The following is a 23,749-nucleotide window of genomic DNA, read 5'->3' as shown; positions in this document are numbered from 1 at the left end:
ACTCACCTGATTGATATAACTCTACTAAATGCCTTGTTTGAATAAACAAACATTAAAACAATCCCTATATATGCAATAAATTGTATTTGAAATAATACTGCAAAAAAATTAAACAATACATAAATAGTAGATGCATAAATGTTTACTTTAAATTTATACTTAAATGGTACCGGTTTAAAATTAAAGAATGATATAACTAATACAACTAGTAATAAGTCAATGACAATTCCAAGCCAATCAACTAAAATAACTAAACTTACAATACTAGCCTTGTTAATCGAAAAGAAGGTATCCATACTATTTAGAAAAATATTTTGATTTTTACTTGAAATATCTAAAAAGTCATAATTTTCTAAACCAATTTCTTTATAACTAGAAGATGTAACAGGCATTTCTCTAAATAAATAATGTACTTTATCTTTTTCTAAGATTATCATATGTGTACTAGTCAATTGCATATCAATTTTATCTTTTACAATATATAAATCGAATTGATCAAACTTAACATGGACATTATTATTAGTTTCTAAAATACCATTTGTAATTTTTCCATCTACCCTAACTTCATTTTTAATAACTTCTGATAATGCCCTATATTGAAAGACACTCATCCCTTTTTCCATAGTATTTACAATAACTGTTGGAATCATTAAAAAAAGAACGATAGAAAAAAAATAAATCCAAATAGATCTCCATTTATCGTTAATTAATTCAATAATTTGTGCTGGTGAGAATAGACTGATTTTTAATTTCTTATACATTTTCGCTTCAGCTCCTAATTATTATTATAACATAGTAAGGAAGTTTATGATAAAATAATAGTGGTGAAAAATATGGAACTATTTACAGAAGAAAAACATTATAATACATTAAATAACTACTATCGTAGTAAATATAATAAAAAGGTTTTTAAAATACCTTTAAATGGCGGTTTTACCTGCCCAAATATTGATGGAACGGTTGCTTCTGGTGGCTGTACTTTTTGTTCTTTTATGGGAAGTGGAGATTTTGCCGGAAACAAACGTGAACCTCTTTCAGAACAATTTGATAAAATCAAAAAAATGATGCATCAAAAATGGAGTGATGGCTACTATATTGCTTATTTTCAAGCAAATACTAATACTCATGCTCCTTTAAAAAGACTACAAGAACTTTATGAAGAGGCAATCACACTTGATCCTAATATTGTTATGTTAAGCATTGGTACAAGACCTGATTGCTTGCCTAATGATGTTGTTGAATACTTAGGTGAACTTAATACAAGAATGCCTGTTCAAATTGAACTTGGATTACAAACAATGCACCAAAAAACATCTGATTTAATTAATAGAGCTCATGATCTTGCTTGTTTTGATGATGCAGTCAAACGTTTAAGAGCACATAATATCGAAGTTGTTGTGCACATTATTAATGGTCTACCTTTTGAAACAAAAGAAATGATGGTAGAAACTGTTAAACACTTAAATACTCTAGATATTCAAGGGATTAAAATCCATATGTTACACTTAATGGAAAAAACAAAAATGGGTTTCCAATATTTAAAAAACCCTTGGGAACTTCTTACATTAGAAGCTTATGTAGATATTGTTGTTGAACAAATCAGTGTCTTAAGAAAAGATATTATTATTCATAGAATTACAGGTGATGCACCACCTACTATGCTAATCGCGCCTCATTGGACTAAGAAAAAATTTGTTGTTAGCAATGAGATTGATAAAAAGTTGCGTGCTTTAAATCTTTATCAAGGTGATTGTTATGAAGCAAGTAAAGATAATTGATATTGCTCATAAAATATTAAAAGATCACATATCAAAAGATGATATCATCATAGATGCTACTGTAGGAAATGGCTATGATACTTTATTTTTGGCCTCAATTTGTAAACATGTTTATGGTTTTGATATACAAGAAAAAGCAATTCATGAGACACAAACTAAAACTAAAGATTTAAGGAATGTTACTTTAATTCATGACTCTTTTGAAAATATAACTTTACATGTTGATAAGTTTAATGGTGTTATTTTTAATTTAGGGTATTTACCTAATGGTGATAAATCTATCACAACATTAAAAGACACTACTCATAAAACTATAAATCAACTGCTTAATTTAAATAATATCTTTATACTTATCGTAGTTTATCCAGGTCATGAAGAAGGTTATTTAGAATCTATGATGTTAAAAGATCTATTCTCTACTATTTCTACTCCTGTATTAAAAATTGAAATAGAAAATAGAGAAAATGCTCCTTATATATATTTTGTAAATAATAGGTAAATTATTAAAAAATGAACCTTTCAAAAGATTCATTTTTTTATTTTAGTAGTATAAGTTAATTTTCGCATTATTTTTTATAAGCATCCACGACAAAATCATTTTCTGCATATCTATGTGCAACAGAGCTTGCGGCTGCCGCAGCAATCGCACCAACAATATCATCTAAGAAAGTATTACAAACTACTTTACCTTCATTTTTAGAATCCAATTTACCGATAATGCCAGGTTTAACTTTATCTACATAGCCAAAGTTAGTCAACCCAATTGATCCGTAAACATTAACAATTGAAAGTGCTAAGATTTCATCTATCCCATACAAACCATAATCATTTAATAATAGTGTTGATAGTGGTTCAGATAGTTTATTTTCTTCTGCTAAAACATCTAATTCTATTCCAGTTAAAACAGCGTGTTGAACTTCTCTTTTCATAATTACTCTTTTGACATGTTCTAAGCATGTTTCTTTTTTTAAACCTTTGATGTATTTAGACTGTAAATCATATGTGATAACTGCTATATCTTCTAATTCTACTCCACGAGATTTTAGTCTTTTGACAATGACATCATATTTTTCTTCATCATTTCTATTTGAAATTTCTTTATTCATCATTAACTCCTTATATTTTATATTTTTTAGTGTTTAGAGGATAAAAAAATAATGATTTTAAGTACATACTAAAAACCATTATTCTTCTTTTCATGCAACTACTATATTTAATAATTTATTTGGAACATAAATTATTTTTCTGATGGTTAATCCTTCAGTAAACTTCATTACATTCTCTTCTTTTAAAGCAAGTGCTTCAATTACTTCTTGTTTAGTATCTACTTCTATTTCTATTTTAGCTCGTAATTTTCCATTCACTTGAACAACAAGTTCAACATGTGAAACTACTAGATACTTTTCATCAAATAAAGGCCATTCAGAATAAATTAACTCTTCATGGTAGTTTAAAACATCTTGATTTAATTCTTCTGTCATATGTGGTGCAATCGGATTTAATAATTGTAAAAAGCCTCTAGCTTGTTTCTTACCGATTTTCTTTAATTTATAAACTTCATTTACAAATATCATCATTTGACTGATTGCAGTGTTAAATCCAAGTTTTTCATAATCTTCTGTAACTTTTTTAATTGTTTGATGATAAACAGTTTCTAAAGATTCTTGATTTTCTTCAGTAATTTCAAAATCAAACATTCTCCATACTCTATCTAAAAATCTTTTCGCACCATCTAGTCCATCAGTTGACCATGGTTTTTCTGCTTCTAATGGTCCCATAAACATTTCATATAATCTTAAAGCATCTGCCCCGTGTGTAGAAATAACTTCATCAGGACTTACACCATTGTTTCTAGATTTACTCATTTTAGAATGATCTGAACCTAAAATCATTCCTTGATTTACTAATTTTTTAAACGGCTCTTTAGTAGATACTAATCCTAAGTCATATAAAAACTTATGCCAGAATCTTGCGTATAATAAGTGACCTACAGCATGTTCTGTTCCACCAATGTATAAATCTACTGGTAAAAATTGATCTAACAAGCTTTTGGCTTCAGGCGAATTTAAAGGAATCATTCCTAAATGATTTTTTAAGATATATCCTATGTAATACCATGAACTACCAGCAAGTTGTGGCATCGTATTTGTATCTCTTTTACCTTTATTAGAAACATATAACCATTCAGTAGCATTAGCAAGTGGTGACTCACCTGTACCACTAGGTCTAATATTATCTAATACTGGTAATTCTAGAGGTAATTCATTATCTTCTAGTAAATGAATATTTCCATTTTCATCATAAATGACAGGGAACGGTTCACCCCAATATCTTTGTCTTGAGAAAACCCAATCTCTTAATTTATAGTTACTATGTGAATATCCAATTTGTCTTTTTTCTAAATCAGCAATGATTTTATTTTTAGCATCTTCATTATTTAAACCATCTAAAATACCACTATTAAAATGAATGCCATCACCTGTAAAAGCTTTATCCTCAGCATTTTTAATAACTTCAATGATATCTAGTCCGTATTTTTGAGCAAACTCAAAGTCTCTATCATCATGTGCCGGAACTGCCATAACTGCTCCAGTACCATAATTAGGAAGAACGTAATCTGCTAGCCAAATAGGAATTCTTTTTTGATTTGCAGGATTAATAGCATATGATCCTGTGAATACACCTGTTTTTTCTTTATATGCTAATCTATCAAGTTCTTGTTTTTGTTTAGTTTTTTCAATATATTCTAAGACTTGATCCTTTTCATCATCACTAGCAAGTGCAAGTGCAAGCGGATGTTCTGGTGCTAAAACACAATAGGTAGCTCCATAAATTGTATCGGGTCTTGTTGTAAAAATGTCAAACGCATAGTCATCAACAGTTGTTTTAAAAGTAATCATTGCCCCAGTTGATTTGCCAATCCAATTACGTTGCATTTCTTTTAAATTTTCTGGCCAATCAACTAATTCTAGATCTTCTAATAATCTATCTGCGTATTCTGTAATCTTTAATACCCATTGTCTCATAGCTTTCTTAACTACTGGATAATTACCACGTTCAGAAAACATTTTTCCATCTACTGTAACAATTTCATCATTTGCTAAAACTGTTCCTAAGGCTTCACAAAAGTTAACTTCTACATCTTTTAAAACAGCTAAATTATTTTCATATAGTTTCTTAAAAATCCATTGAGTCCATTGAAAATAGTTAGGATCTGCAGTCGCTAATTCTCTATCCCAATCTACGCCCTTACCTGCTTCAATAATTTGTCTTTTAAAATTCTTGATATTTTCATAGGTGAAACTTCTTGGGTCTTTTCCTGTTGCAAGCGCAAACTGCTCTGCAGGTAAACCAAAAGCATCCCATCCAAAAGGATGAAGTACATTGTAACCTTGCATTCTTTTAAATCTACTCATGATGTCACTTGCTGAATAACCTTCGATATGACCTACATGAAGTCCTGATGCAGAAGGATAAGGAAACATATCTAAACAATAAAAAGTAGGTCTAAATCTATCTTCTTGTGTTTTAAAGAGTTTGTTTTCTAGCCAATGTTTTTGCCATTTCTTCTCAATTGTTTTATATTCATAATTCTTCATCATAAAACCTCATTTCTATTACATACATTATATGGTAAAATCTACTTTTTTTCAAGTCGTTAAGCACTTTATAAAAAGAAAAAGACTTCTTCAAAAAGTCTTTTAAACTACTAGAAGAAGTCATTTCTATATTATTTAAATTCTTTATAATTACTAAAATCCGGTAAATCTACATTTTTATTTGAAATTTTAACAAGTCCTTCAAATTTCATTTCAGTATTTGATCCATTTTCTTTTACTTTAATTTCAATAGAAGCACCTACTTCTACTATTTTTTTGTCTTTTACCACAATGACAGTTTCAAATAAGTATTTATCAAAATTTTGTTGGCTTCCTATAAGTTTTTCAAGCATGTCTTTTGTCATGTTTATTTTAATTCTAAAATCATTATCATTTTCATAAAACTTGATACCACCTTTTGCAATTAATTCATTTAAGAACTCATCATTATTGATTACTTCTAAGATATCTGATGTATCTGGATAGGTAGTGTTGATTTGATCAAGCACTGTATATGGTAAAATATATTCTCCATTTTTAAAATTTATTCCACTAATAAATCCTAATTGGCTTAAAGCATCGGTATCAGCTAAGTTTAATTTTAAATAAGCTTTATCCGCTTTTTGATATAAATTAATATCACCTTTTATGCTATCTTTATTGGATTTACCATCTACGCTTAATTTTAATGATGCCTTATCATTTTGTTTAAGTCCTTCTAAAGAAATTTTTCCTTTAATAGTCTGACCATAAACTTTTGCATTCATTTCTATGCCAAAGTTAACTTCAAGTGTGTCTGATGGATTAATACTTGAAGTATTAACTTTTGTTTTAAACTCACTTGATGTTAGTTTTACTTCATCCTTTTCATTTACAGAAGGCATTGTCGTTTTACTTTGACAACCAATTAAAACAAATACCGATACGATTGCGATAACTATCCCTAATAATTTTTTCATTTTCTCTCTCCTTTTTTTATATAAAATAAAAAGGCATACGCCTTTTCATATTTTAGCGACTAGTTTCAATAAATGATACTAAATCTCCAACAGTTTTCAAGTTTTGTAAAGCCTCATCGCTGATTTCTACATTGAATGCTTCTTCAACGTTCATAACTAATTCAACAGCATCAATTGAGTCTGCACCTAAATCTTCTACTAATCTAGATTCTAATGCAACTTTTGATTCATCTACTGATAATTCGTTAACAATAAGTTCTTTAATTTTATTAAATACTGGCATATAGTAAATCCTCCTATGTAAAAATATCATAGAAATTATACCATGTTTTATTTTTTAAGACAAGTTTAATGTAGTTGTTTAGAAATTAATTCTTGATTTCCAATTAAAGCAGTAAATTCTGTTTTAGTTTTTTCTAAATCATAACTTTGAACCTGAAACACAATAGTATCAAGTGACTTAAGTAATTTATCTCCACCTTTAACCATTCTATGACCTTTTGGGTCGTTTTCTCTTTTAATAGTTGTAATAAGGCTATTAGCTGGCCATAAGATATCTCTTGTTGGTTTGTTAACCACAAAGGCACCTTCTTGGATTTTTCCCACAAGTTCATATATATTAGCAGTTTTGCCTTTATCTTGTTTTCTTAAAATTCTTTCTAAAACAGTATCATTGTTTGATTCATTTTTAAATGCATGGGCAGTGACCATTGCGACTAATAATACTAAAACCATTGCCAAGACATTATATGGATCTTGAGTTGCTTCTATCATAAAAACAATGGTTGTTATAGGTGCGTGAATCGATGTTCCAAAAAACGCTCCCATAGCAAGTATAATAATAATCTTAGTGTAATTAGCATCAACTCCTAAACTGATAAATAACTCATTTATTAAAGCTCCTGTTAATCCACCTATAACTAGTGATGGTACAAATAATCCACCTGTCACTCCTGATCCAACAGATACTGATATTAATATAATTTTAACAATCAATAAAACAAGGAGTGTGGTCCATGCAAATTTTCTTTCCATCGCTTCTATTAATAAATGATGACCATTTCCTAATATTTCTACTAAAAATAAACCTGCAATACCTACTAATAAGAAGTTAACTAATATTCTTATAAATTGTGTCACTTTTTTAAGTTTTGTATCTATATAATGATTCATTTTTTCTAAGAATTTATTAAATCCAGTTGCTACTAATCCAGCTATAATACCTATAATAATTGTTAACCACATAAGACTTAATGGTAATGGTTCAACTTTACCTATTGGAAAGAATACATTGCTCGTATTAAATATATGATCCATTACTTTAATTGTTAATGCGGCAGCACTTGCCCCAGCCATTGAAACAATTAATAATAAAAATGAGAATTTTTTATGCATTTCTTCTAAAGAGAAAACAATACCTGCTAAAGGAGACCCTGTTGCAACTGCAAATCCTGCACTCGCACCACTTGTTAAAATATATCTTTCTAACGATGGATCAGCCTGACCTAATTTTGAAACTCCTCCAGATATAGTAGTTCCCATAATAACGCTTGATCCTTCAATTCCATATGGTAACCCACCAAAGAAAACAAGTAAACTAGAAACCAGGGTAGCAAGAGTTGTTCTAAGCCATTTAAATGTAATTAATCCCCTTAAAAAACCTTCTGTTCTAGCAATTGCACCACCACCAGCATTAGGTTCTTTTTTTATAATAAGTGCTACTAAATAAGCTAAAATTGCAAGTCCTATAAATAGCAGAGGAATATACCAAGGATGAACTTTTACATATTCAAATATTGATACAGTTTGTTTTAATACTAAGGCTGCTAGTTGTTTAAACCCATATAAAAATAGCCCTGCTATCATTCCTGTTAAAACGCCATAAAATATCATAAAAAAGACTGATAATTTAGACTTAATTTTTCTAATTTTTCCCATTTCTTCTCTCCTTGAAAATACAAAATCACACATATTATATGCCTCTTCATTGAATAAAACAATACGATTTAAGTAATGAGTGGCGCTTTCATTTATATTTAATTGCATTTTTATCTTGCATTATTATTTTTATGTGTTAGAATTATGCAATAAGCTAAAAAGCTTCTTCCAAGATAGGCTATTTATAATTATAGTCCTTGAGTATACTCTAGACATTTGTTGTCTATTTATGCTTAAGAAATAATAGTCCTTGAGTATAATTAGACAATTTTTTATTGTTTTTTTGCTCATGGTATATTATTTCTCATGAGAATGAAAGCTTTTTAAACAAGGCTTTTTTATTTTCTAGAAGGAGAAAAACAATGAAAAAAATACTTACCCTAATATTCGCCCTAGCTTCAATTCTTACTTTATCTGCTTGTTCTAATACAAATATGTTTATGTTTACGTTAGACGAGACTTTTGATGGTTATGTAACAATGGTTACTTCTGCAGATTATCCACCTTATGAAAATCTTGTAAAAAAAGATAATGGATATACTGTTGAAGGTGTAGACATTGAAATCGCAAAAGAAATCGCACGTGCCTTAAAAAAGAATTTAAGAGTGATTCATAAAAAATTCGACTTTTTAATTTCTGATGTTATGACTGGTAAAGCAGATTTTGCTTTAGCGGGTATTACTCCAACTTCTGCAAGATTAGAACAAGTTGATTTTTCTAATTCTTACTTTACTGAACAAAATACACAAGTTGTCATCGTTAAGAAAGAAGATAAAGAAAAATATACTACAATTGATGATATTAATAAATCAAGCATCTCTGTTGGTGCACAAGCAGGTTCTTTACAGCAAACAATCGCAAACACTTCAGCAAAAAATGCTATCAAGAGTATCAACTCTGATTTAAATGTTTTATTAAATGATTTAAAATCAGGAAGAATCCAGGCTTTATTTACTGAAAACGCAACCGCTGATACACATATTAATGGTGAATTCCCTGACTTTGTTAAAGCATTTTATGTAGAATCAGATTTTACTGGAAATGCGGTTGCTGTTAAAAAAGGTTATGACAAACTTGATGTCATTAACTCAGTTATCAAAGGCTTAAAAGAATCAGGAAAAATTGATCAATGGCTTAAACAATACTCAGGGATTGAAAGCTAATGTTAAATATATTATTAGATTTTTCTTTTCTATTAGATAAAGATACAATTATTCTTTTATTAAAAGGGTTGTCTATTACTGTTATCTTAGCTTTAATTGGTGTGGGAGTAGGTTTTTTCCTTGCACTCATCCCAGCATTTATGCGTTTATCTTCAAAAAAAATATTAAGAATTCCTGCTAGTATATTTGTTGATATTATTCGTGGAACCCCAATGTTAGTTCAAGTGTTTATCTTATATTATGCAATGAATCTTCCTGTAATGCCATTTTTAGGGATAGATTTAGGCTCTTTAATTCCTGGAGTCATAGCTCTTATTATCAACTGTACTGCCTATATTTCAGAAATTGTTAGAGGAGGCATTTTATCAGTATCAAAAGGGCAAAGTGAAGCTGCACGCTCACTTGGATTAAGTTCTAGCCAAACAATGATAAAAATTATTTTGCCCCAAGCGATTAAAAACATTATGCCTTCACTTGGAAATGAGTTTGTAACAATTATTAAAGAAACTTCTATTTTTGTGGTTGTAGGTATAGCAGAGCTTATGTTCCAAATAGATGTTATTAAATCACAAACTTGGAAAATGGTTGAAGTTTATATTGTTGCAGGGGTATTATATTTAATGTTAACATTACCTTTATCTAAATTAATGTTACATTTTGAAAAGAGGATGTCATATGGACAATAACTACCTATTTGAATTGAATAATGTAAGTAAGGTTTTTAAAAATAAAACTCAAGCACTGAGTGATGTGACACTTTCTATTAAAAAAGGTGAAATTATTAGTATTATTGGACCTTCTGGAAGTGGGAAATCTACTTTATTAAGATGTTTAAATTTAATGGAACAACCAACATCTGGTACTATTTTCTTTGAAGGTGAATTACTTAATATTAAAAATAAAAATCTTAATTTAATTAGACAAAAGATTGGCATGGTGTTTCAAAGTTTTAACCTTTTCCCTCACCTATCTGTCTTAGAAAATATTACTATAGCTCCTAAATTAATTCATAAGATTGAAATAAATGAAGCAAATACTTTAGCTTCAGATTTGCTAAAAAAAGTTGGTTTAGAAGAAAAGGTAAATAGTTATCCAAATCAACTTTCTGGAGGGCAACAACAAAGAATAGCTATTGCTAGAAGCTTAGCTATGAATCCTGATGTCATTCTTTTTGATGAACCTACTTCTGCTTTAGACCCTGAGATGGTTGGTGAAGTTTTAAAGGTGATAAGAGGTCTATCAGATAGCGGTATGACACTTATTATTGTGACACATGAAATGCAATTTGCTAAGGAAGTTTCATCAAGAGTTATCTTTATGGATCAAGGTAAAGTGATTGCTGATGATACACCTGAAAACATCTTTGATGCTCCTAAAGAAGAACGTCTAAAAAACTTTTTATATAGACTAACTGACTATTAGAATAAAAAATGAGTATATTTACCTCTTAACGGTATATACTCATTTTATTTTATATCAACTCAGCTACTTTAATTTTTTCTAGTGCTATTAATTGCTTAGGATCAATTTTAATTTGTTTGCCTACTTCACCAGCACTAATATATATAAATTCAAACTTATCTACATTACTATCAATATGTGTTAAGTATTTCCTTTTCATTCCTATTGGTGAACAACCACCTCTATAATAACCTGTTATGTCATGTAATTCCTTTAAAGGCAATAATTCTAATTTCTTTGCCCCAACAATTTTAGCACATTTTTTTAAATCTAATTGTTCTAAAACAGGAATAATAAAAACATAATAATGTTTATTATAATCATCACACACAATTGTTTTAAATACTTCTTTAGCATTTTCATTTAATACATCAGCAATTTCTTCACCTGTTAAGTGATGTGTAACTTCATATTCAAATGCTTCATAAGGTATCTTTTTTTGATCTAAATATTTCATAACTAAAGTTTTTTTAATCATTTTAATGCCTCAAGGTTAATTTGACTTAAAACTTTACCAATATCTCCTTTTATAAAATAAGGAACATCAATTAAATTTCTATTAATCCCAATTAAATATTTACCATTAAAATGTCTTAAAAGTCCTGCTGCTGGGTAAACTACTAAAGAAGTCCCTGCAACGATTAAACAATCTGCCTTTTTTATTTCATTAATAGCATCATCGATTGTTTTTTGATTAAGGGGTTCTTCATATAAAATAACATCTGGTCTAATAATTTGTCCATCAGCTGTTTTGGGAACACCTTCGCTTTTTAAGATAACATCAATACCATCATATCTTTCTTTAGTATCTATTGCATAGTTTCTGTAAACAGATCCATGAAGTTCAATCACTTTTTTAGATCCAGCTTCTTGATGCAAGTTATCTATATTTTGAGTAATAATACTTTTAAGTTTACCCATCTTTTCTAATTGGGCTAAAACTTTATGTGCAGCATTAGGATTAACTCTTGGTCTTAAAAATACTTCTTTATAATACTCAAAAAAATCTTCAGTGTTTTTAACAAAATAACTATGAGATAAAATCACTTCCGGTGTAATATTCATATACTTTTCCTTATATAGCCCAGTGTCTCCACGAAAATCCTTTAGCCCACTTTCAGTAGAAACTCCTGCTCCACCAAAAAAGACAATATATTTAGACTCTTTTATTATTCTTTCTAATTCTTTTATGTCCATAACAAATCACTTCCTATAAATATCATTATACTACACCAAGAAAAAAAGTGATGAAATCATCACTCATTAGAACTATTTTCTATTTTTAATGTCTTATTAGCTATTACTAATCCTAATAAAACTACACCTACAATAGAAACAACCATAAATGTATAAGTTAAAAAGTCTCCTGGCAATACTATAGCAGCTAATCCAGCAACTATTGATGCTGTTGATAAAAATATAATTCTAAATAATTTTTCTACTTGTTGGTTACTCATGATTTGTCCTCCAATTATTTTTATATTATTTTATCATCTTTAGAACTTTTTTTCCTTAATAATGATTATTTACTTTTATATTTTTTAAAAATCAGTATTCCTGAAACTAATAATGTAAAACTTAAAAAGACATTACTTAGACTATTCCATCCAAAACCTATTTCCATTATTTGCATAATAAAAATAAATAAGAATATAAAAGAGCCTAGAAACAAAAAGATTGAAGTTGAAAGATAGTGCTTATTTTTCATTTGTAGTCTCCCACTTTCTATTAATTTCCAATATACTTTTATAAAGTTTCACTGCACCTTCTTTATTATATGGATATAACATAATAATATCTATCATAAAGGGTGAGTATAAAACTCCACTTAAAGTTTGTGCAAAAGACATAGCAGCAATCTCACTTAAAACTCTTAAGTTCGATTTATGCTTATACCCTAATAATTCCCATAACACAATTTGTTTATTTTGAGTATAGATTTCTTTTTTGTATTTATTTTCAATAAAGTGAAATATCTCATGTGTAAGTAAAATAGATTTTATTGTAGTTACATCAAAATCAATCTTATTCTCATTATCTAACTTTTGTGTATGATTAATAATTTTATAAATAGGCGTTTTCATCAAAACAACTTTATTAGGTGTTGTAAAAGTCGCAAAAACTAATCTTTTACTTCCTGGTTTATTTTCTTCTTCAGAAATTTTAATATTTAATTTATCCGCAATCTTAAAAGGATCTTTTTCTTCTAATTCATCTTTTATTTTATTTGCATAAAAAATACCACATTCATGCGCGTTTAAAATCAGATCATCATACTCTGATTCTTTAATCTTATTATATAAAATATCTCTTTTAATTGCATATCTTCCCCATACTTGAATAGGTATATGCTTTAAATCATTAATGATTTTTTTTAATTCTATACTCATATATACCTCTTTAATGAGTAGCCCTCTATTGCTAGAGGGCACTCTATTATTTTTTAAATACCGTACATAACTAGTGCTAGTAGCACTAAAATGATTGATAAGATATATCCTGTTGGAATAGACATCTTCATAAAGTCTTTTGGTTTAACATTGGTATAACCAAAGCCCCATGCAACCCAAGATTGGGTAATATCAATATGTTGTGGTACAACTGTTGTTACAGAGAATAAGATATAAATAAATCCAATACCTAATGCAGTTACTGCTGGATCTCCTAAACTGACAAATACGATTGTTGCAAACGCTGATCCCGATCCCACTAAATTAATTGGTCCTCTAAAGAAACTTCCTATTGAAATAAATGCAAACACTAATGCAAGTGCCACTGCTGATGAAGGAATAATTCCCCCTACGATTACTTTTAAGTAAGGAATATTTAACCCTGCAGCGTTATTAAACATTGCAAGTGCTAGTAAGAAGCCGACCATAGGAGCGACATCCATTGCACCATCTGCGAAGTACTTAGAAATTCTTCCCACTACTTTTTTATATCCACCTTTAAATTTGCCTGTTGTTAATAAGGCATATATACCCGCTATAATAAATGCTAGAATCGTTGAGAAACTAGTGAAATTAGAAGGCTCTTTTCCTGGTATTTCATTAAACTTAATCATATTAAATACAGTGATTAAAACTACTGGAATTAAAATAGATAACCATGAATACCAAGGTGCATCTTGTTTTTCGATATTCCCTTGTTGATCTGGAATATCTACTGCCCAAGCATATGTTTTTTTCTTAAAGCCTAAGGCAATATTAGATACTAAAATAACACCTACTACTACAATCGCTAATCCAATCCAGCCAAATGCTGCATAATTTCCATAATCATATCCATCAATTAAACCATAAGCACTAGAACCTTTACCTAAAGCATTTTCAACTGCTGTTTTAACAATTCCGTGATACTGCTTAAAGTTTACTGGATTTACTAGTATACCGGCCATAATAGATCCCATAAATGAGAATAAAGCAACCCCTGGAGGTATTCCTATTGTTAGTAAGATTGGTAATACAATTACAGCAATTGCCATAACTGGGCCAATACCTGTCATATTAACAAATAAAATAGCTGTTACAATTGATAATAATGCTAATGTAACACGTGGCTTATCGCCACCTAATTCTACTGTTTTTCTAATAATAGTTGAGGCAATATTTGTATCAATTAAAATTCTTCCAAAGAATGCCCCAAAGAAAATATTAGTTAAAATGGATGCTCCATAGCCTTGTGGTCCATCTTGGAATGAATGCTTAATCGCAAATAGTATAGCCTCTAGCCCACTTCTATGTAGATTGTGGACAACACCATCAGCATCTGTCTTAGTATATGAGAAGAATGTATTCATATACTCACCTGATGAAATCACTTGATTTCCTATCACACCTATGATTGTCCATAAAAGTGCTACTACAAAGAAACCAACCATAATGTTGTATCCTTTGATACAATACCATACTAGAAAGCCAATGCTTGCTAGTAGGATAACACCTAAAATAATCGCAACTGTTTGTTCCATATTTTTCTCTCCTTTTGTTTTTTTGTTGCTTAACTACTACAATAATTTTTACTCTCCTTTCTTCTTTTAAAATATTAAAGACTGATAACTTCTTTTTTAAAATAATCATATACTTCATCTACCTTTTTAATATATGAACATTTTACTTTTTTAGTTTCTGTATAAAACATTAATGTTCCAAAACTAAGAAATGGTATTTTGTACTTCTTAACATTTATAATATTTATTTCATTTAATTTCAAAACTTCATTTTTAAGATTAGTAACAGAAACATTATTTCCTTTTTTAAATATAATCACTTCATTTCTCTTTTTTGATAATTGAATTTCTTTTATAGGAGCTATAACAAATAGCGCTAAAATGGCTATAAATAATATTGTTGAAAGCTCATCTATTTTTAAAAACCCAATAATAAATAAAAAAACCGCAGACAAAAATATGACTGCGATTAATATAATATTTAAATAGTATGCTGCATTACTTTTTTTTCCTAATATTTCCATAAAGTACCTCGTTTTTGTCAATATTTTTTATAAATATATTCATACACTTTGGGACTATGTTTTAGTTTTGTCATTAACTTTGAAAAATGAACAGCTGTAATTTCGCTTATAATTGATAAGTTAATTTTACTTTTAAATAATCCAAAAGTTTTTGTTTCAAAATGCTTTTCTTTAGTATAATCACTAGGAAATAAATCTTCTAGGTAGTGAAAAAGTTCATGCATTAAAACAGTATCTTTTATTTTATCGATTTCAACTTCATTAAATCCTTTTTCCTTACACTTTTTTTGTATAAGATTAAGGGTTGTATAATTAACTGCAATCGATTTATTTTTAGTTCTATAATAGCCTAAATACTGATATCCATATGTAGGTTCTTCTTTTTTATACTCAAGTGGTATATCAAAGGTAATAATATAACCCATTGGCTCTTTATTTCCGTATTCACTGATAAGCTTATTCTTGAATTTTTCTGCCTGTTCCATCGCTTTTTTAATAAATACTTCTCTTTGATCTTTGGTAATCTTTTTCCCAAAAGTTGAACTTTTTACCATTTCTTCGTACCAATCAAAATCAGGTCTTTCTATTATCACTTTGATATTATCCACTTTAGTCATTTTTTATTTCTCCTTACATTAAGATAAAGTATGCTAAGAATATGTTAATCGCACAGATTGCCCATGCCCAAGGAATATTTGTTTTAATAAATGTATTAGGCTCATATTTAGCATATGATAATGCCCACATACCCCAAGATTGCGTTGGACAACTTTGCGCAACGATTGCTACTGGTTGAACATAGAATAATACTAATAATAATGGTGTTGTAGCTGGTATGAATGTGGACATAACAGTTACTAATGCGATTCCTGAACCCCAGACCATGAATGGTCCTCTAAATAAGGCAAGTGGAGCTAAGATAGCAAATGCCACTACAATCCATATTGGATTATTAGCTAATCCATTTAAAGAATCACCTAATGCAGTTTGGAAAATAGGTGCGGCAAGCTTACTTGCTGCTGTTGAGAACATGTTAAGTACTAATAACATACCAATTAGTAAAGCAACATCTGAGATACCATTAAATAAAGTTTTTTGAGATGTTTCAATTGCTTTCTTATATGTTTTTAAGTTTCCTGTTAGGGCAAGTCCTAATATAATACCTATTACAAAGGATGTAATAGCAGCAACATCAGTTATTTGATTAATAACCCCTGGTGATGTTGCTGTTGGTTGAACGTTTGCTGGTAAAAACATATTAATAATTGCTATTGTTAATGAGATAATTGCTGGAATAAATGGTACGATAAATGAAATACCTTTAACTTCCTTTTCCATTCCATCATCTGCCATTGCCCATGATTTAATCTTATCTTTTGCAAAATACATATTAAATACGATAAATCCTATCATAAAGACAACGTGTACTAAAAACGCTAACCATGTAAAGACAGTAAAGTCTGATGCAAACCCAGGGATACTCCAAATTTGTTCAAAGAATGGGTTAGTTGAAAACTGAATTGAGAATCCTTTATTTACATACATCCCTGCAGCAACTGCCATTAAAAATGATCCTACTGCTACTTTCTTATTGACTCCAATAGTTAATAAAATTGGAAGAATGATTGCACCTATTGCCATAACACTACCAGGTCCAAAAATACTTGTAAATAGTAAAGCTGTTACAATTGATAATACAATCACTGTAACAAGTTGCATATCACCAGATAACTCTACTACTTTCTTGATTAAGGCTTTAGCAATACCAGTATCAACAATTACTCTACCAAACCAGCTAGCAAATATAATAACTGTTGTAGTTGTCCCGTAGTTGATTGGTCCATCGCTAAAGACTAAATTAAGATTACCTGCAAAAATGTTCCATGCATCTTTGAAACTTTCTATTTGCGAGTTAACACTCGCACTCCAAAGTGAATAGGTAACCCCTAGTAAAAACCAGAATGTTGCTGTTATAAATAAACCAATAATAAGGTTTCCACCTTTAACACAATAATAAATAAATCCAACTAAACTGATTAATAGTAACACTGTTGCAATAATAGCATATATGTGTAATCCTGAACCTTGTGTGACTGTCGCAAATGTGTTTACTACTTGTAGTAATCTCTCCATACATTTTTCTCCTTATTTTTTTTGTTTTTTTAGTTTATGAAAAGAGTTTTAATATTATTAGTAAAATTTTACCCCCACCTTTTTATTCATTTTTTTTACAATAAGTACTTATCCAAGGTTCTTTTTACTGCATTTTTTCCTTGGTTAAGTTCATTAAAATAATCAATAATCATAGGTGCTAATTGGGTCTTTGTTAAGTCTAGTCCAAATACTTTTTCATCAGCAAGTAGATATTCTATTTTTTCTAGGTGAATTTTATCTCCTAGTTTAATATCCTTTACATGTTCGTAAAGTTCAGGATATAAAGGATCAGGACTAACAGTAAACTTATTACCTGCATCATCAATTCCCATTAAATATCTAATCCATCCTGCTAAAACAAGCGGAATAACTTTAAGATCTTTTTCATCTAAATTTGGATCTTTAATATATGCTTTAATTGTTTGCCCAAATCTAATGGATATTTTTTGAGAAGTATCTGTTGCTATTCTCTGCGGTGTATCTGGCATAAATGGGTTAGGTAACCTTTTATTAATTACTTGATCTATAAATGCTTTAGGATTAATAATCTTAGGATCAACTACTACTTTTAATCCTTCTTCATATCCTATTTTTTTAATCATAGATACAAGTGCCGGGTCTTTCATTTCATCTGAAATCTTAGTAAAACCTAAGAGACATCCATATATCGCAAGTGCTGTATGTAGTGGATTTAAGCAAGTTGAAACTTTCATTTTTTCTACTTTATCCACTGTTTCTTGTGTGGTAAAAATAACACCTACTTTTTCTAAACTCGGTCTTCCATTTTTAAAGTTATCTTCTACTACTAAATATTCAGTTTCTTCTGCATTTACATAAGGTGCAACATATGTATGTTTTTCTGTAACGATTGTTTCAATATCTAAGAAATTTTCTTGTTTTAGCAATTGTGCAACTTTTTCATCAGGTCTTGGTGTAATCTTATCTATCATTGTCCATGGATAAGAAATACTATTTTCTAGGTAATCGATAAAGTCTTTTCCTACTAGATTTTCTTTTTCCCAGTTTTTTGCAATGTCTAAGATAGAGTTTTTAAGTTTGGTTCCATTATGAGAATAATTATCCATACTCACTAATGTAAGTGGTTTTTTATTTTTATTAAATCTTTTTAATAGTAGGTAAACTACTTTACCTAAATAACTTTTAGGCTCTTTAGTACCATTTTTAAAATCATCTAACACTAATGGATAATATTGATTTTGATTATTTTTCAATTCATAGCCTTTTTCAGTAATAGTGAAAGAAGCAATTTCTAAACTATCATTTTCAAAGACTGTAACTAATCTTTTAAAATCATCTTTAAACATAGGATCAAACTTTAAGCCTTCTGTCATAGATGCAATCACTTCTTTATCAACTGTTCCATCTGATTTTAGTTCTACTGCTAGTGTCAATAAATCATATGGTTTAAAGATTTTATCTATGATTTCATAATCAAATCCTTCAGCAACTATAATTCCTTTATCAGTTAGTTTTTGATTTAATAGATGTTGTTGGAGTTTTGCTAAAAAGGCTCTAAATATATTCCCTGCGCCAAAGTGAATCCATGTCGGATTTTTATGTGTATTTTTTCTAACTTTATTAATATCATATTGCGGTAGTTTATAGTTTTTAGTTTTATATTCTGGATTAGATATATCACTTAGTTTTAGTTTCATTTTTTACCTACTTTCCAGATTTAGAGATAGCTTCCCATAATCCATTTAAATAAGTAGCTCCCATAGCTCTATCATATAAACCATAACCCGGCATTGAAACCTCATTCCAAACTGCTCTACCATGATCTGGTCTAATAGGTCCATCAAAACCAATATCATATAGTGCTTTTACAATTTGGTACATATCAAGTGATCCATCACTTGATAAATGTGCAGCTTCATCAAACTTCTTTTCTCCTAAGTAAATAATGTTTCTTAGATGAGCAAAATGAATTCTACCTTTTAAACTGTGAATAATATCTACTAAATCATTTTTAGGATTTGACCCTAAAGAACCAGAACAGAATGTCACTCCATTATGAGGATTATTGACTCTTTTCATTAGTTTTAATAGATTGTCTTTACTGTTAATAATTCTTGATAAGCCAAATACTTTCCATGCTGGATCATCTGGGTGAATTGCCATATCAATATTATATTTATCACATGTAGGCATTATTTTTTCAAGGAAGTATACAAGATTTTCAAATAATTGATTTTCATCAATATGTTCATACTCTTTAAATAGTGATTTGATTCTTTCCATTCTTTCAGGCTCCCATCCAGGAAGAATGAAACCGTTTGCTTTTTCTGATATAGAATCAAACATGTTATCCGGATCGATTTTATCAACTAATTCTTGATCATATGATAAGACAGTTGAACCATCTTTTCTAACTTTTGCCAAATCTGATCTTGTCCAATCAAATACAGGCATAAAATTATAACATACGAGTCTAATATCATTAGCAGCTAAGTTTTCTAAAGTAGTAATATAGTTTTTAATATATAAATCTCTATTTTTACCACCAGTCTTAATATCATCATGAATATTAACACTTTCAATCCCTTCAATTTTAAGTCCTGATTGTTCGACTTCTTTTTTTAGACTAGCAATTTTTTCTTTACTCCAAACCTCACCTGGTTTAGTATCATATAAAGTAGTTATTACACCCGTTACACCAGGAACTTGTCTAATTTGTTCAAGTGATACTGAATCAAATTTTTTACCAAACCATCTAAATGTCATTTTCATTCTTATATCCTCCTTTTATACTTCTGCGTTTGCCGCAATAATAATTACTTCTTCATTTTCGTCTAAGTCTGATAATTGAGTATCCATTAATAAAGCTAATTGTTCAAAGTGAATACTAGAAAAATCCATTAATCTCGGTCCTGCACAAACATAATAATCAGGTCTTAATATTACTTCTGCTTGATAAGATGCCATCTTTTCCCATAAGTCTTTCACTACTTCTAAGTAATTTTCAACTGTTGTTTTAACAGATATCCCATTTCCTCTTTGGACTCTAATAAACCCTTTTTTATCAATAATACGAAGTGCTCTTCCGCTTTTGTTATCTTTTTCAAAAACATAAAAGTATTTTGTTTTAGTTTCCAATTTAACTTCTTTCTCAGTTGTTCTTAAATCTTTTGCGGCTAACTCTAAAGCTTCTTTTTCACTTAGTTCTTTCATTGTGCTAGAAGTTTTTACTTCAGTAGAACCTGTAGCGATTGCCGTAACTTTAGAAGTTTGAGGGTCAATATCAATATGAACTTCAACACTGTCAGGGGTTGCTCCACTTTCGATTGCTTTATTCATTGCTTCTAGTTTAATTGCTTTAATTTCTTCTTTTGATGGAGATGGAATGACTCTTTCTACAACATCACGAACCATTGCAAGTGCTACCCCAATAGATGAAATAACTTCTGCATTTTCAGGAATACTATAGTTTAATCCCATTTTATTAGCAAAATAAATAATTAGAGAAGCTGCTCCACCACCTACACCAACTAGAGTAATTTGATCTTTTTCTAACTTATATTTTTCTGCTAAGCCTAAAATAACTGGTTCAATTTTTGCATAAGCACGTTCCATAATTTGAGTAGCGATATCTTCAACTGTTGTATTACAGTATTCTGCAAGGGCACCAATTGCTTTTCTTGCTGATTCTACTTCACCATATGAGAAGTGTTCTTTTGTCACCAAGCCTAAAACGTTAGCTGCACATGAATTAGTAATTGTCACTCTTTTTCCATTTTCTAATCTAACCGCAACATAATCACTTGGATCCCCAGGTTTTGGAGAAAAGAATTCTACTTTTGGGTTAACAATTTCTGATGGTTTAGTATAAACTGAATAGTCTAGCCCTGCAATATGCGCGCTTCTTGGTCCTACATCAATGACACCCTCTTTATTAGCTCTTACCATAGAACCACCAGCACAACCCAAAATTTTCACATCAAGAGAACTAATATATGTTCTATGCTTCCCTACTTGAGAATAATCAATTGCTGGTCTACCATTTTTAATAACTCCGATATTAGTGGTTGTTCCACCAACTTCAAAGTAAACACCATTGGATGCTCTTAAATACATTAATGATCCCATAACTGAAGCAGCTGGACCAGATAACATAGTTAAAACCGGTCTTTTTTTCATTTCAGCGATTTCCATAACTCCCCCATCGCCACGCATAATCATTAAAGGTACGTGAACATTGGCTGCCCTTACTGATTGTTCAGTAGAGTTAGCTGTATCAAGCATTTTAGGTAAAATACTACCATTAATAACTGCTGTTCTAGTTCTTCTAGTTAATCCGTATAATTTAGTAATATCTGAAGCCATTGTTGGAAATAACCCAACTTTTTCTGCTATTTCAGCAACTTTTTTCTCATAGTTTACACCATCAACACCAAAAGCTTGTGAGGCGACTATAACTTCTGCTCCTTCGTTTTTAAGTTCATCTACAGCTTTTTCAAATCCAAATTTCTCTGGATTCTTAAGTGCTTTTTTAGTTTTAACAAATCGATTGATAATTTCAATCTTTTTACCTGAACCTAAATCAATTTCATGCATATTAGTTTGTTTTTTAGCAAAGAAAGCTTCTATGCCACCTTTGGCAATTCCTAAAACACCAACTTTTGCCACATCGCCTTCAATAAGAGCATTTGTTGCTTGAGTTGTACTATGAGCCACAAAGACAACATCTTGTGGATCAATTTTATTTTCTTTTAAACAATTCATAAAGGATTCAACAACACCTGCTGCAACCCCTGATTTATGATCGTGTGTTGTTTTAACACTTGACTTTCCTATTACTTGGTGTGTTTCATTATCAATTGCTACTGCTTTTGTATGTGTCCCACCAACGTCAATTCCCATTCTAACAGTTCTTCCCATAAAAGCCTCCTATATGTTTTTAGTTAACCGATTAACAAAAATAATTAAAAAAATATTTTGATTTGAAAGTGTTTTCTTTACTTATTTTATTATAGTGTATCGGTTTACAACATCTATAAAAAATAAGTAAAATCTCTTTTACTCTTTTATCATACATTATTCTTTTTAATTTTGCAAGGGCTTTCATAAATAAAAATGAAATGCTATTCATTTTCATAACATTTCATTTTAGTCTACTCTATATGTTGTTATTAATTTTGTGCTATCTCTAATAATCATAGTCACTTCTGTTGTTACTTCTTTTTTTAAGCTTGACGGCTTTTCTAAACGTTCCTGAACAACTTCAATTGCTTTTGTGCCAAGTGCATCCCAATTTGGAGAGATACTACTAATACTAGGTCTGTTAAGTAATGTCCAACCATGAGCTGTATTAGCACCAAAGTCATCATATCCCATAATTCCTAATTCATAAGGCACTCTTATGCCCAGATTTTTAATTGCTAAAGCTACCGCTAATAAAGTCCTACCATTTGTACAAATGATAGCAGGGGTACCTACTTTAGTCGTAGATATTACTCTTAAAAGTTCTTGTTCAAGTCTATCTGTTTTTTTAGGATCAATAGTAACGACTAAATCTTCTATTTGAGAAGTTAGGTATCCGTATTTATTTAATGTTGTCTTAAATGTTTCTACTCTTCTAAATCTAGGTTGCACATTTCTATATGGCTCTGTAAATACATATATTTCAGAAAATCCCGCAAGTTTTACATGTTCTACTGCTTGTCGCATAGATTCGCTACTATCACTAGCTACGATATCTAAATTAAGGTTTTTAATGCCTCTATCTATTAAAATAATTGGAACTTTTTTATTAAACTCCTCAATATAAGGAGCATCGTATGAAACTGGATTAAGTAAAATCGCATCTACTCTTTGTTCTATCAAAGACTCAATTAACTTTTTTTCTTGTTCCTGTGATTCATTAGATGAGGCGACAATCATATGATATTTTGTATTTAAAAGTGCTCGATTCATCGATTTAATCGTTGGTGCTGCAAAGGCATTTTCTATATCTGAAACAACAAAAGCAATTAACTTTGTTGATTTGGTTTTAAGACTTCTAGCAACATTACTCGGCATATAATCATATTCTTTTATAATTTCTTCAATTTTGTTTTTTGTATCTTTTGACATAAATTCATATTTGCCGTTTAAGTATCTAGATATGGTAGTTTTTGAAACTCCTGCAAGTCTTGCTACGTCATCAATAGTAATATTATCTTTTGTTTTAGTTTTCATATGTTCCTTTTCACACCCTATCTTAG

The 23,749-nt window shown here is 29.8% G+C and carries 24 protein-coding genes; 5 read left to right on the top strand and 19 right to left on the bottom strand.

Annotated elements, in window-relative coordinates; all coding sequences use genetic code 11:
* Positions 1-2 precede the first annotated feature (2 nt).
* Positions 3-761 carry a DUF1189 family protein gene (locus BN854_RS02050; protein ID WP_026656909.1) on the bottom strand — a complete coding sequence of 253 codons (759 nt, stop codon included), beginning with the start codon at positions 759-761 and terminating at the stop codon, positions 3-5.
* Positions 762-833: 72 nt separating this feature from the next.
* Here BN854_RS02050 and mnmL point away from each other — a divergent pair, with 72 nt between their 5' ends.
* Together mnmL and mnmM are read left to right on the top strand one after the other, a co-directional pair.
* Positions 834-1,778 (top strand): tRNA modification radical SAM protein MnmL/YtqA, encoded by a 945-nt coding sequence (mnmL, locus tag BN854_RS02045; protein WP_026656901.1) that lies wholly within the window; start codon positions 834-836, stop codon positions 1,776-1,778.
* Positions 1,756-2,277, top strand: a complete 522-nt coding sequence (gene mnmM / locus BN854_RS02040; RefSeq protein ID WP_026656893.1) for a tRNA 5-(aminomethyl)-2-thiouridylate-methyltransferase MnmM — start codon at positions 1,756-1,758, stop codon at positions 2,275-2,277. The genes mnmL and mnmM overlap by 23 nt, the downstream gene beginning before the upstream one ends.
* A gap of 67 nt (positions 2,278-2,344) precedes the next feature.
* Here the strand turns inward: mnmM and BN854_RS02035 are convergent, their stop codons facing one another.
* From BN854_RS02035 to BN854_RS02015, 5 genes are all read right to left on the bottom strand, one after another.
* Entirely contained in the window at positions 2,345-2,884 is a 540-nt protein-coding gene (locus BN854_RS02035; RefSeq protein WP_026656885.1) for a phosphatidylglycerophosphatase A family protein, read from the bottom strand.
* Between the two features lie 90 nt (positions 2,885-2,974).
* Positions 2,975-5,377, bottom strand: coding sequence for a leucine--tRNA ligase (gene leuS, locus BN854_RS02030; protein ID WP_026656878.1), 2,403 nt, complete (start codon positions 5,375-5,377; stop codon positions 2,975-2,977).
* A gap of 131 nt (positions 5,378-5,508) precedes the next feature.
* Positions 5,509-6,336: a hypothetical protein gene (locus BN854_RS02025; RefSeq protein ID WP_026656870.1), complete on the bottom strand. Its 828-nt coding sequence runs from the start codon at positions 6,334-6,336 to the stop codon at positions 5,509-5,511.
* Between the two features lie 52 nt (positions 6,337-6,388).
* Positions 6,389-6,619 carry an acyl carrier protein gene (acpP, locus tag BN854_RS02020; protein WP_026656862.1) on the bottom strand — a complete coding sequence of 77 codons (231 nt, stop codon included), beginning with the start codon at positions 6,617-6,619 and terminating at the stop codon, positions 6,389-6,391.
* A 65-nt stretch (positions 6,620-6,684) separates the two neighbouring features.
* The gene (locus BN854_RS02015) at positions 6,685-8,274 is read right to left on the bottom strand and encodes a ClC family H(+)/Cl(-) exchange transporter (protein ID WP_026656855.1); all 1,590 of its coding nucleotides are present in this window, start codon (positions 8,272-8,274) and stop codon (positions 6,685-6,687) included.
* A 362-nt stretch (positions 8,275-8,636) separates the two neighbouring features.
* Here BN854_RS02015 and BN854_RS02010 point away from each other — a divergent pair, with 362 nt between their 5' ends.
* Genes BN854_RS02010 through BN854_RS02000 form a run of 3 tightly spaced genes read left to right on the top strand, consistent with a single transcriptional unit; the run spans position 8,637 to position 10,859 of the window.
* Complete coding sequence (locus tag BN854_RS02010; protein WP_026656846.1) at positions 8,637-9,437, top strand: transporter substrate-binding domain-containing protein; 801 nt, start codon at positions 8,637-8,639, stop codon at positions 9,435-9,437.
* Positions 9,437-10,123, top strand: a complete 687-nt coding sequence (locus BN854_RS02005) for an amino acid ABC transporter permease (protein ID WP_026656838.1) — start codon at positions 9,437-9,439, stop codon at positions 10,121-10,123. The genes BN854_RS02010 and BN854_RS02005 overlap by 1 nt, the downstream gene beginning before the upstream one ends.
* Positions 10,113-10,859, top strand: a complete 747-nt coding sequence (locus BN854_RS02000; RefSeq protein WP_026656830.1) for an amino acid ABC transporter ATP-binding protein — start codon at positions 10,113-10,115, stop codon at positions 10,857-10,859. Before BN854_RS02005 ends, BN854_RS02000 begins: the two co-directional genes overlap by 11 nt.
* A 49-nt stretch (positions 10,860-10,908) precedes the next feature.
* On the opposite strand, the gene ybaK is transcribed toward BN854_RS02000, so the two are convergent.
* From ybaK to BN854_RS01935, 13 genes are all read right to left on the bottom strand, one after another.
* Positions 10,909-11,376, bottom strand: a complete 468-nt coding sequence (gene ybaK, locus BN854_RS01995; RefSeq protein ID WP_026656819.1) for a Cys-tRNA(Pro) deacylase — start codon at positions 11,374-11,376, stop codon at positions 10,909-10,911.
* On the bottom strand, positions 11,373-12,095 hold the full coding sequence (locus BN854_RS01990; protein WP_026656812.1) for an NAD-dependent protein deacylase: 723 nt from the start codon (positions 12,093-12,095) through the stop codon (positions 11,373-11,375). The genes ybaK and BN854_RS01990 overlap by 4 nt, the downstream gene beginning before the upstream one ends.
* A gap of 59 nt (positions 12,096-12,154) precedes the next feature.
* Positions 12,155-12,355 (bottom strand): hypothetical protein, encoded by a 201-nt coding sequence (locus BN854_RS01985; RefSeq protein WP_026656803.1) that lies wholly within the window; start codon positions 12,353-12,355, stop codon positions 12,155-12,157.
* A gap of 65 nt (positions 12,356-12,420) precedes the next feature.
* Positions 12,421-12,606, bottom strand: a complete 186-nt coding sequence (locus tag BN854_RS01980; protein WP_026656796.1) for a hypothetical protein — start codon at positions 12,604-12,606, stop codon at positions 12,421-12,423.
* Complete coding sequence (locus BN854_RS01975; RefSeq protein ID WP_026656790.1) at positions 12,596-13,288, bottom strand: hypothetical protein; 693 nt, start codon at positions 13,286-13,288, stop codon at positions 12,596-12,598. Before BN854_RS01975 ends, BN854_RS01980 begins: the two co-directional genes overlap by 11 nt.
* Before the next feature lie 53 nt (positions 13,289-13,341).
* The gene (locus BN854_RS01970) at positions 13,342-14,868 is read right to left on the bottom strand and encodes a hypothetical protein (protein WP_026656783.1); all 1,527 of its coding nucleotides are present in this window, start codon (positions 14,866-14,868) and stop codon (positions 13,342-13,344) included.
* Between the two features lie 74 nt (positions 14,869-14,942).
* The gene (locus BN854_RS01965) at positions 14,943-15,371 is read right to left on the bottom strand and encodes a hypothetical protein (protein ID WP_026656775.1); all 429 of its coding nucleotides are present in this window, start codon (positions 15,369-15,371) and stop codon (positions 14,943-14,945) included.
* 17 nt (positions 15,372-15,388) lie between these two features.
* Entirely contained in the window at positions 15,389-15,988 is a 600-nt protein-coding gene (locus tag BN854_RS01960) for a hypothetical protein (RefSeq protein ID WP_026656767.1), read from the bottom strand.
* Positions 15,989-16,001: 13 nt separating this feature from the next.
* The gene (locus BN854_RS01955) at positions 16,002-17,504 is read right to left on the bottom strand and encodes a hypothetical protein (RefSeq protein ID WP_026656759.1); all 1,503 of its coding nucleotides are present in this window, start codon (positions 17,502-17,504) and stop codon (positions 16,002-16,004) included.
* 95 nt (positions 17,505-17,599) lie between these two features.
* Positions 17,600-19,201 carry a mannitol dehydrogenase family protein gene (locus BN854_RS01950; RefSeq protein WP_026656751.1) on the bottom strand — a complete coding sequence of 534 codons (1,602 nt, stop codon included), beginning with the start codon at positions 19,199-19,201 and terminating at the stop codon, positions 17,600-17,602.
* Positions 19,202-19,208: 7 nt separating this feature from the next.
* Complete coding sequence (gene uxuA, locus BN854_RS01945; RefSeq protein WP_026656743.1) at positions 19,209-20,276, bottom strand: mannonate dehydratase; 1,068 nt, start codon at positions 20,274-20,276, stop codon at positions 19,209-19,211.
* 15 nt (positions 20,277-20,291) lie between these two features.
* Positions 20,292-22,424: a hydantoinase/oxoprolinase family protein gene (locus tag BN854_RS01940; RefSeq protein ID WP_026656735.1), complete on the bottom strand. Its 2,133-nt coding sequence runs from the start codon at positions 22,422-22,424 to the stop codon at positions 20,292-20,294.
* A gap of 228 nt (positions 22,425-22,652) precedes the next feature.
* On the bottom strand, positions 22,653-23,723 hold the full coding sequence (locus tag BN854_RS01935) for a LacI family DNA-binding transcriptional regulator (protein ID WP_026656727.1): 1,071 nt from the start codon (positions 23,721-23,723) through the stop codon (positions 22,653-22,655).
* Positions 23,724-23,749 lie beyond the last annotated feature (26 nt).

This window comes from Alteracholeplasma palmae J233 (assembly GCF_000968055.1).
GTDB lineage: Bacteria > Bacillota_I > Bacilli_A > Acholeplasmatales > Acholeplasmataceae > Alteracholeplasma > Alteracholeplasma palmae.
The sequence above is the reverse complement of the archived record's forward strand: the minus strand, read 5'-3'. Positions and strand labels throughout refer to the sequence as shown.

Coding starts and splice junctions, on each gene's coding strand:
- BN854_RS02050 (WP_026656909.1), bottom strand. CDS start 761: ATGTATAAGAAATTAAAAATCAGTCTATTCTCACCAGCACAAATTATT.
- mnmL (WP_026656901.1), top strand. CDS start 834: ATGGAACTATTTACAGAAGAAAAACATTATAATACATTAAATAACTAC.
- mnmM (WP_026656893.1), top strand. CDS start 1,756: ATGAAGCAAGTAAAGATAATTGATATTGCTCATAAAATATTAAAAGAT.
- BN854_RS02035 (WP_026656885.1), bottom strand. CDS start 2,884: ATGAATAAAGAAATTTCAAATAGAAATGATGAAGAAAAATATGATGTC.
- leuS (WP_026656878.1), bottom strand. CDS start 5,377: ATGAAGAATTATGAATATAAAACAATTGAGAAGAAATGGCAAAAACAT.
- BN854_RS02025 (WP_026656870.1), bottom strand. CDS start 6,336: ATGAAAAAATTATTAGGGATAGTTATCGCAATCGTATCGGTATTTGTT.
- acpP (WP_026656862.1), bottom strand. CDS start 6,619: ATGCCAGTATTTAATAAAATTAAAGAACTTATTGTTAACGAATTATCA.
- BN854_RS02015 (WP_026656855.1), bottom strand. CDS start 8,274: ATGGGAAAAATTAGAAAAATTAAGTCTAAATTATCAGTCTTTTTTATG.
- BN854_RS02010 (WP_026656846.1), top strand. CDS start 8,637: ATGAAAAAAATACTTACCCTAATATTCGCCCTAGCTTCAATTCTTACT.
- BN854_RS02005 (WP_026656838.1), top strand. CDS start 9,437: ATGTTAAATATATTATTAGATTTTTCTTTTCTATTAGATAAAGATACA.
- BN854_RS02000 (WP_026656830.1), top strand. CDS start 10,113: ATGGACAATAACTACCTATTTGAATTGAATAATGTAAGTAAGGTTTTT.
- ybaK (WP_026656819.1), bottom strand. CDS start 11,376: ATGATTAAAAAAACTTTAGTTATGAAATATTTAGATCAAAAAAAGATA.
- BN854_RS01990 (WP_026656812.1), bottom strand. CDS start 12,095: ATGGACATAAAAGAATTAGAAAGAATAATAAAAGAGTCTAAATATATT.
- BN854_RS01985 (WP_026656803.1), bottom strand. CDS start 12,355: ATGAGTAACCAACAAGTAGAAAAATTATTTAGAATTATATTTTTATCA.
- BN854_RS01980 (WP_026656796.1), bottom strand. CDS start 12,606: ATGAAAAATAAGCACTATCTTTCAACTTCAATCTTTTTGTTTCTAGGC.
- BN854_RS01975 (WP_026656790.1), bottom strand. CDS start 13,288: ATGAGTATAGAATTAAAAAAAATCATTAATGATTTAAAGCATATACCT.
- BN854_RS01970 (WP_026656783.1), bottom strand. CDS start 14,868: ATGGAACAAACAGTTGCGATTATTTTAGGTGTTATCCTACTAGCAAGC.
- BN854_RS01965 (WP_026656775.1), bottom strand. CDS start 15,371: ATGGAAATATTAGGAAAAAAAAGTAATGCAGCATACTATTTAAATATT.
- BN854_RS01960 (WP_026656767.1), bottom strand. CDS start 15,988: ATGACTAAAGTGGATAATATCAAAGTGATAATAGAAAGACCTGATTTT.
- BN854_RS01955 (WP_026656759.1), bottom strand. CDS start 17,504: ATGGAGAGATTACTACAAGTAGTAAACACATTTGCGACAGTCACACAA.
- BN854_RS01950 (WP_026656751.1), bottom strand. CDS start 19,201: ATGAAACTAAAACTAAGTGATATATCTAATCCAGAATATAAAACTAAA.
- uxuA (WP_026656743.1), bottom strand. CDS start 20,276: ATGAAAATGACATTTAGATGGTTTGGTAAAAAATTTGATTCAGTATCA.
- BN854_RS01940 (WP_026656735.1), bottom strand. CDS start 22,424: ATGGGAAGAACTGTTAGAATGGGAATTGACGTTGGTGGGACACATACA.
- BN854_RS01935 (WP_026656727.1), bottom strand. CDS start 23,723: ATGAAAACTAAAACAAAAGATAATATTACTATTGATGACGTAGCAAGA.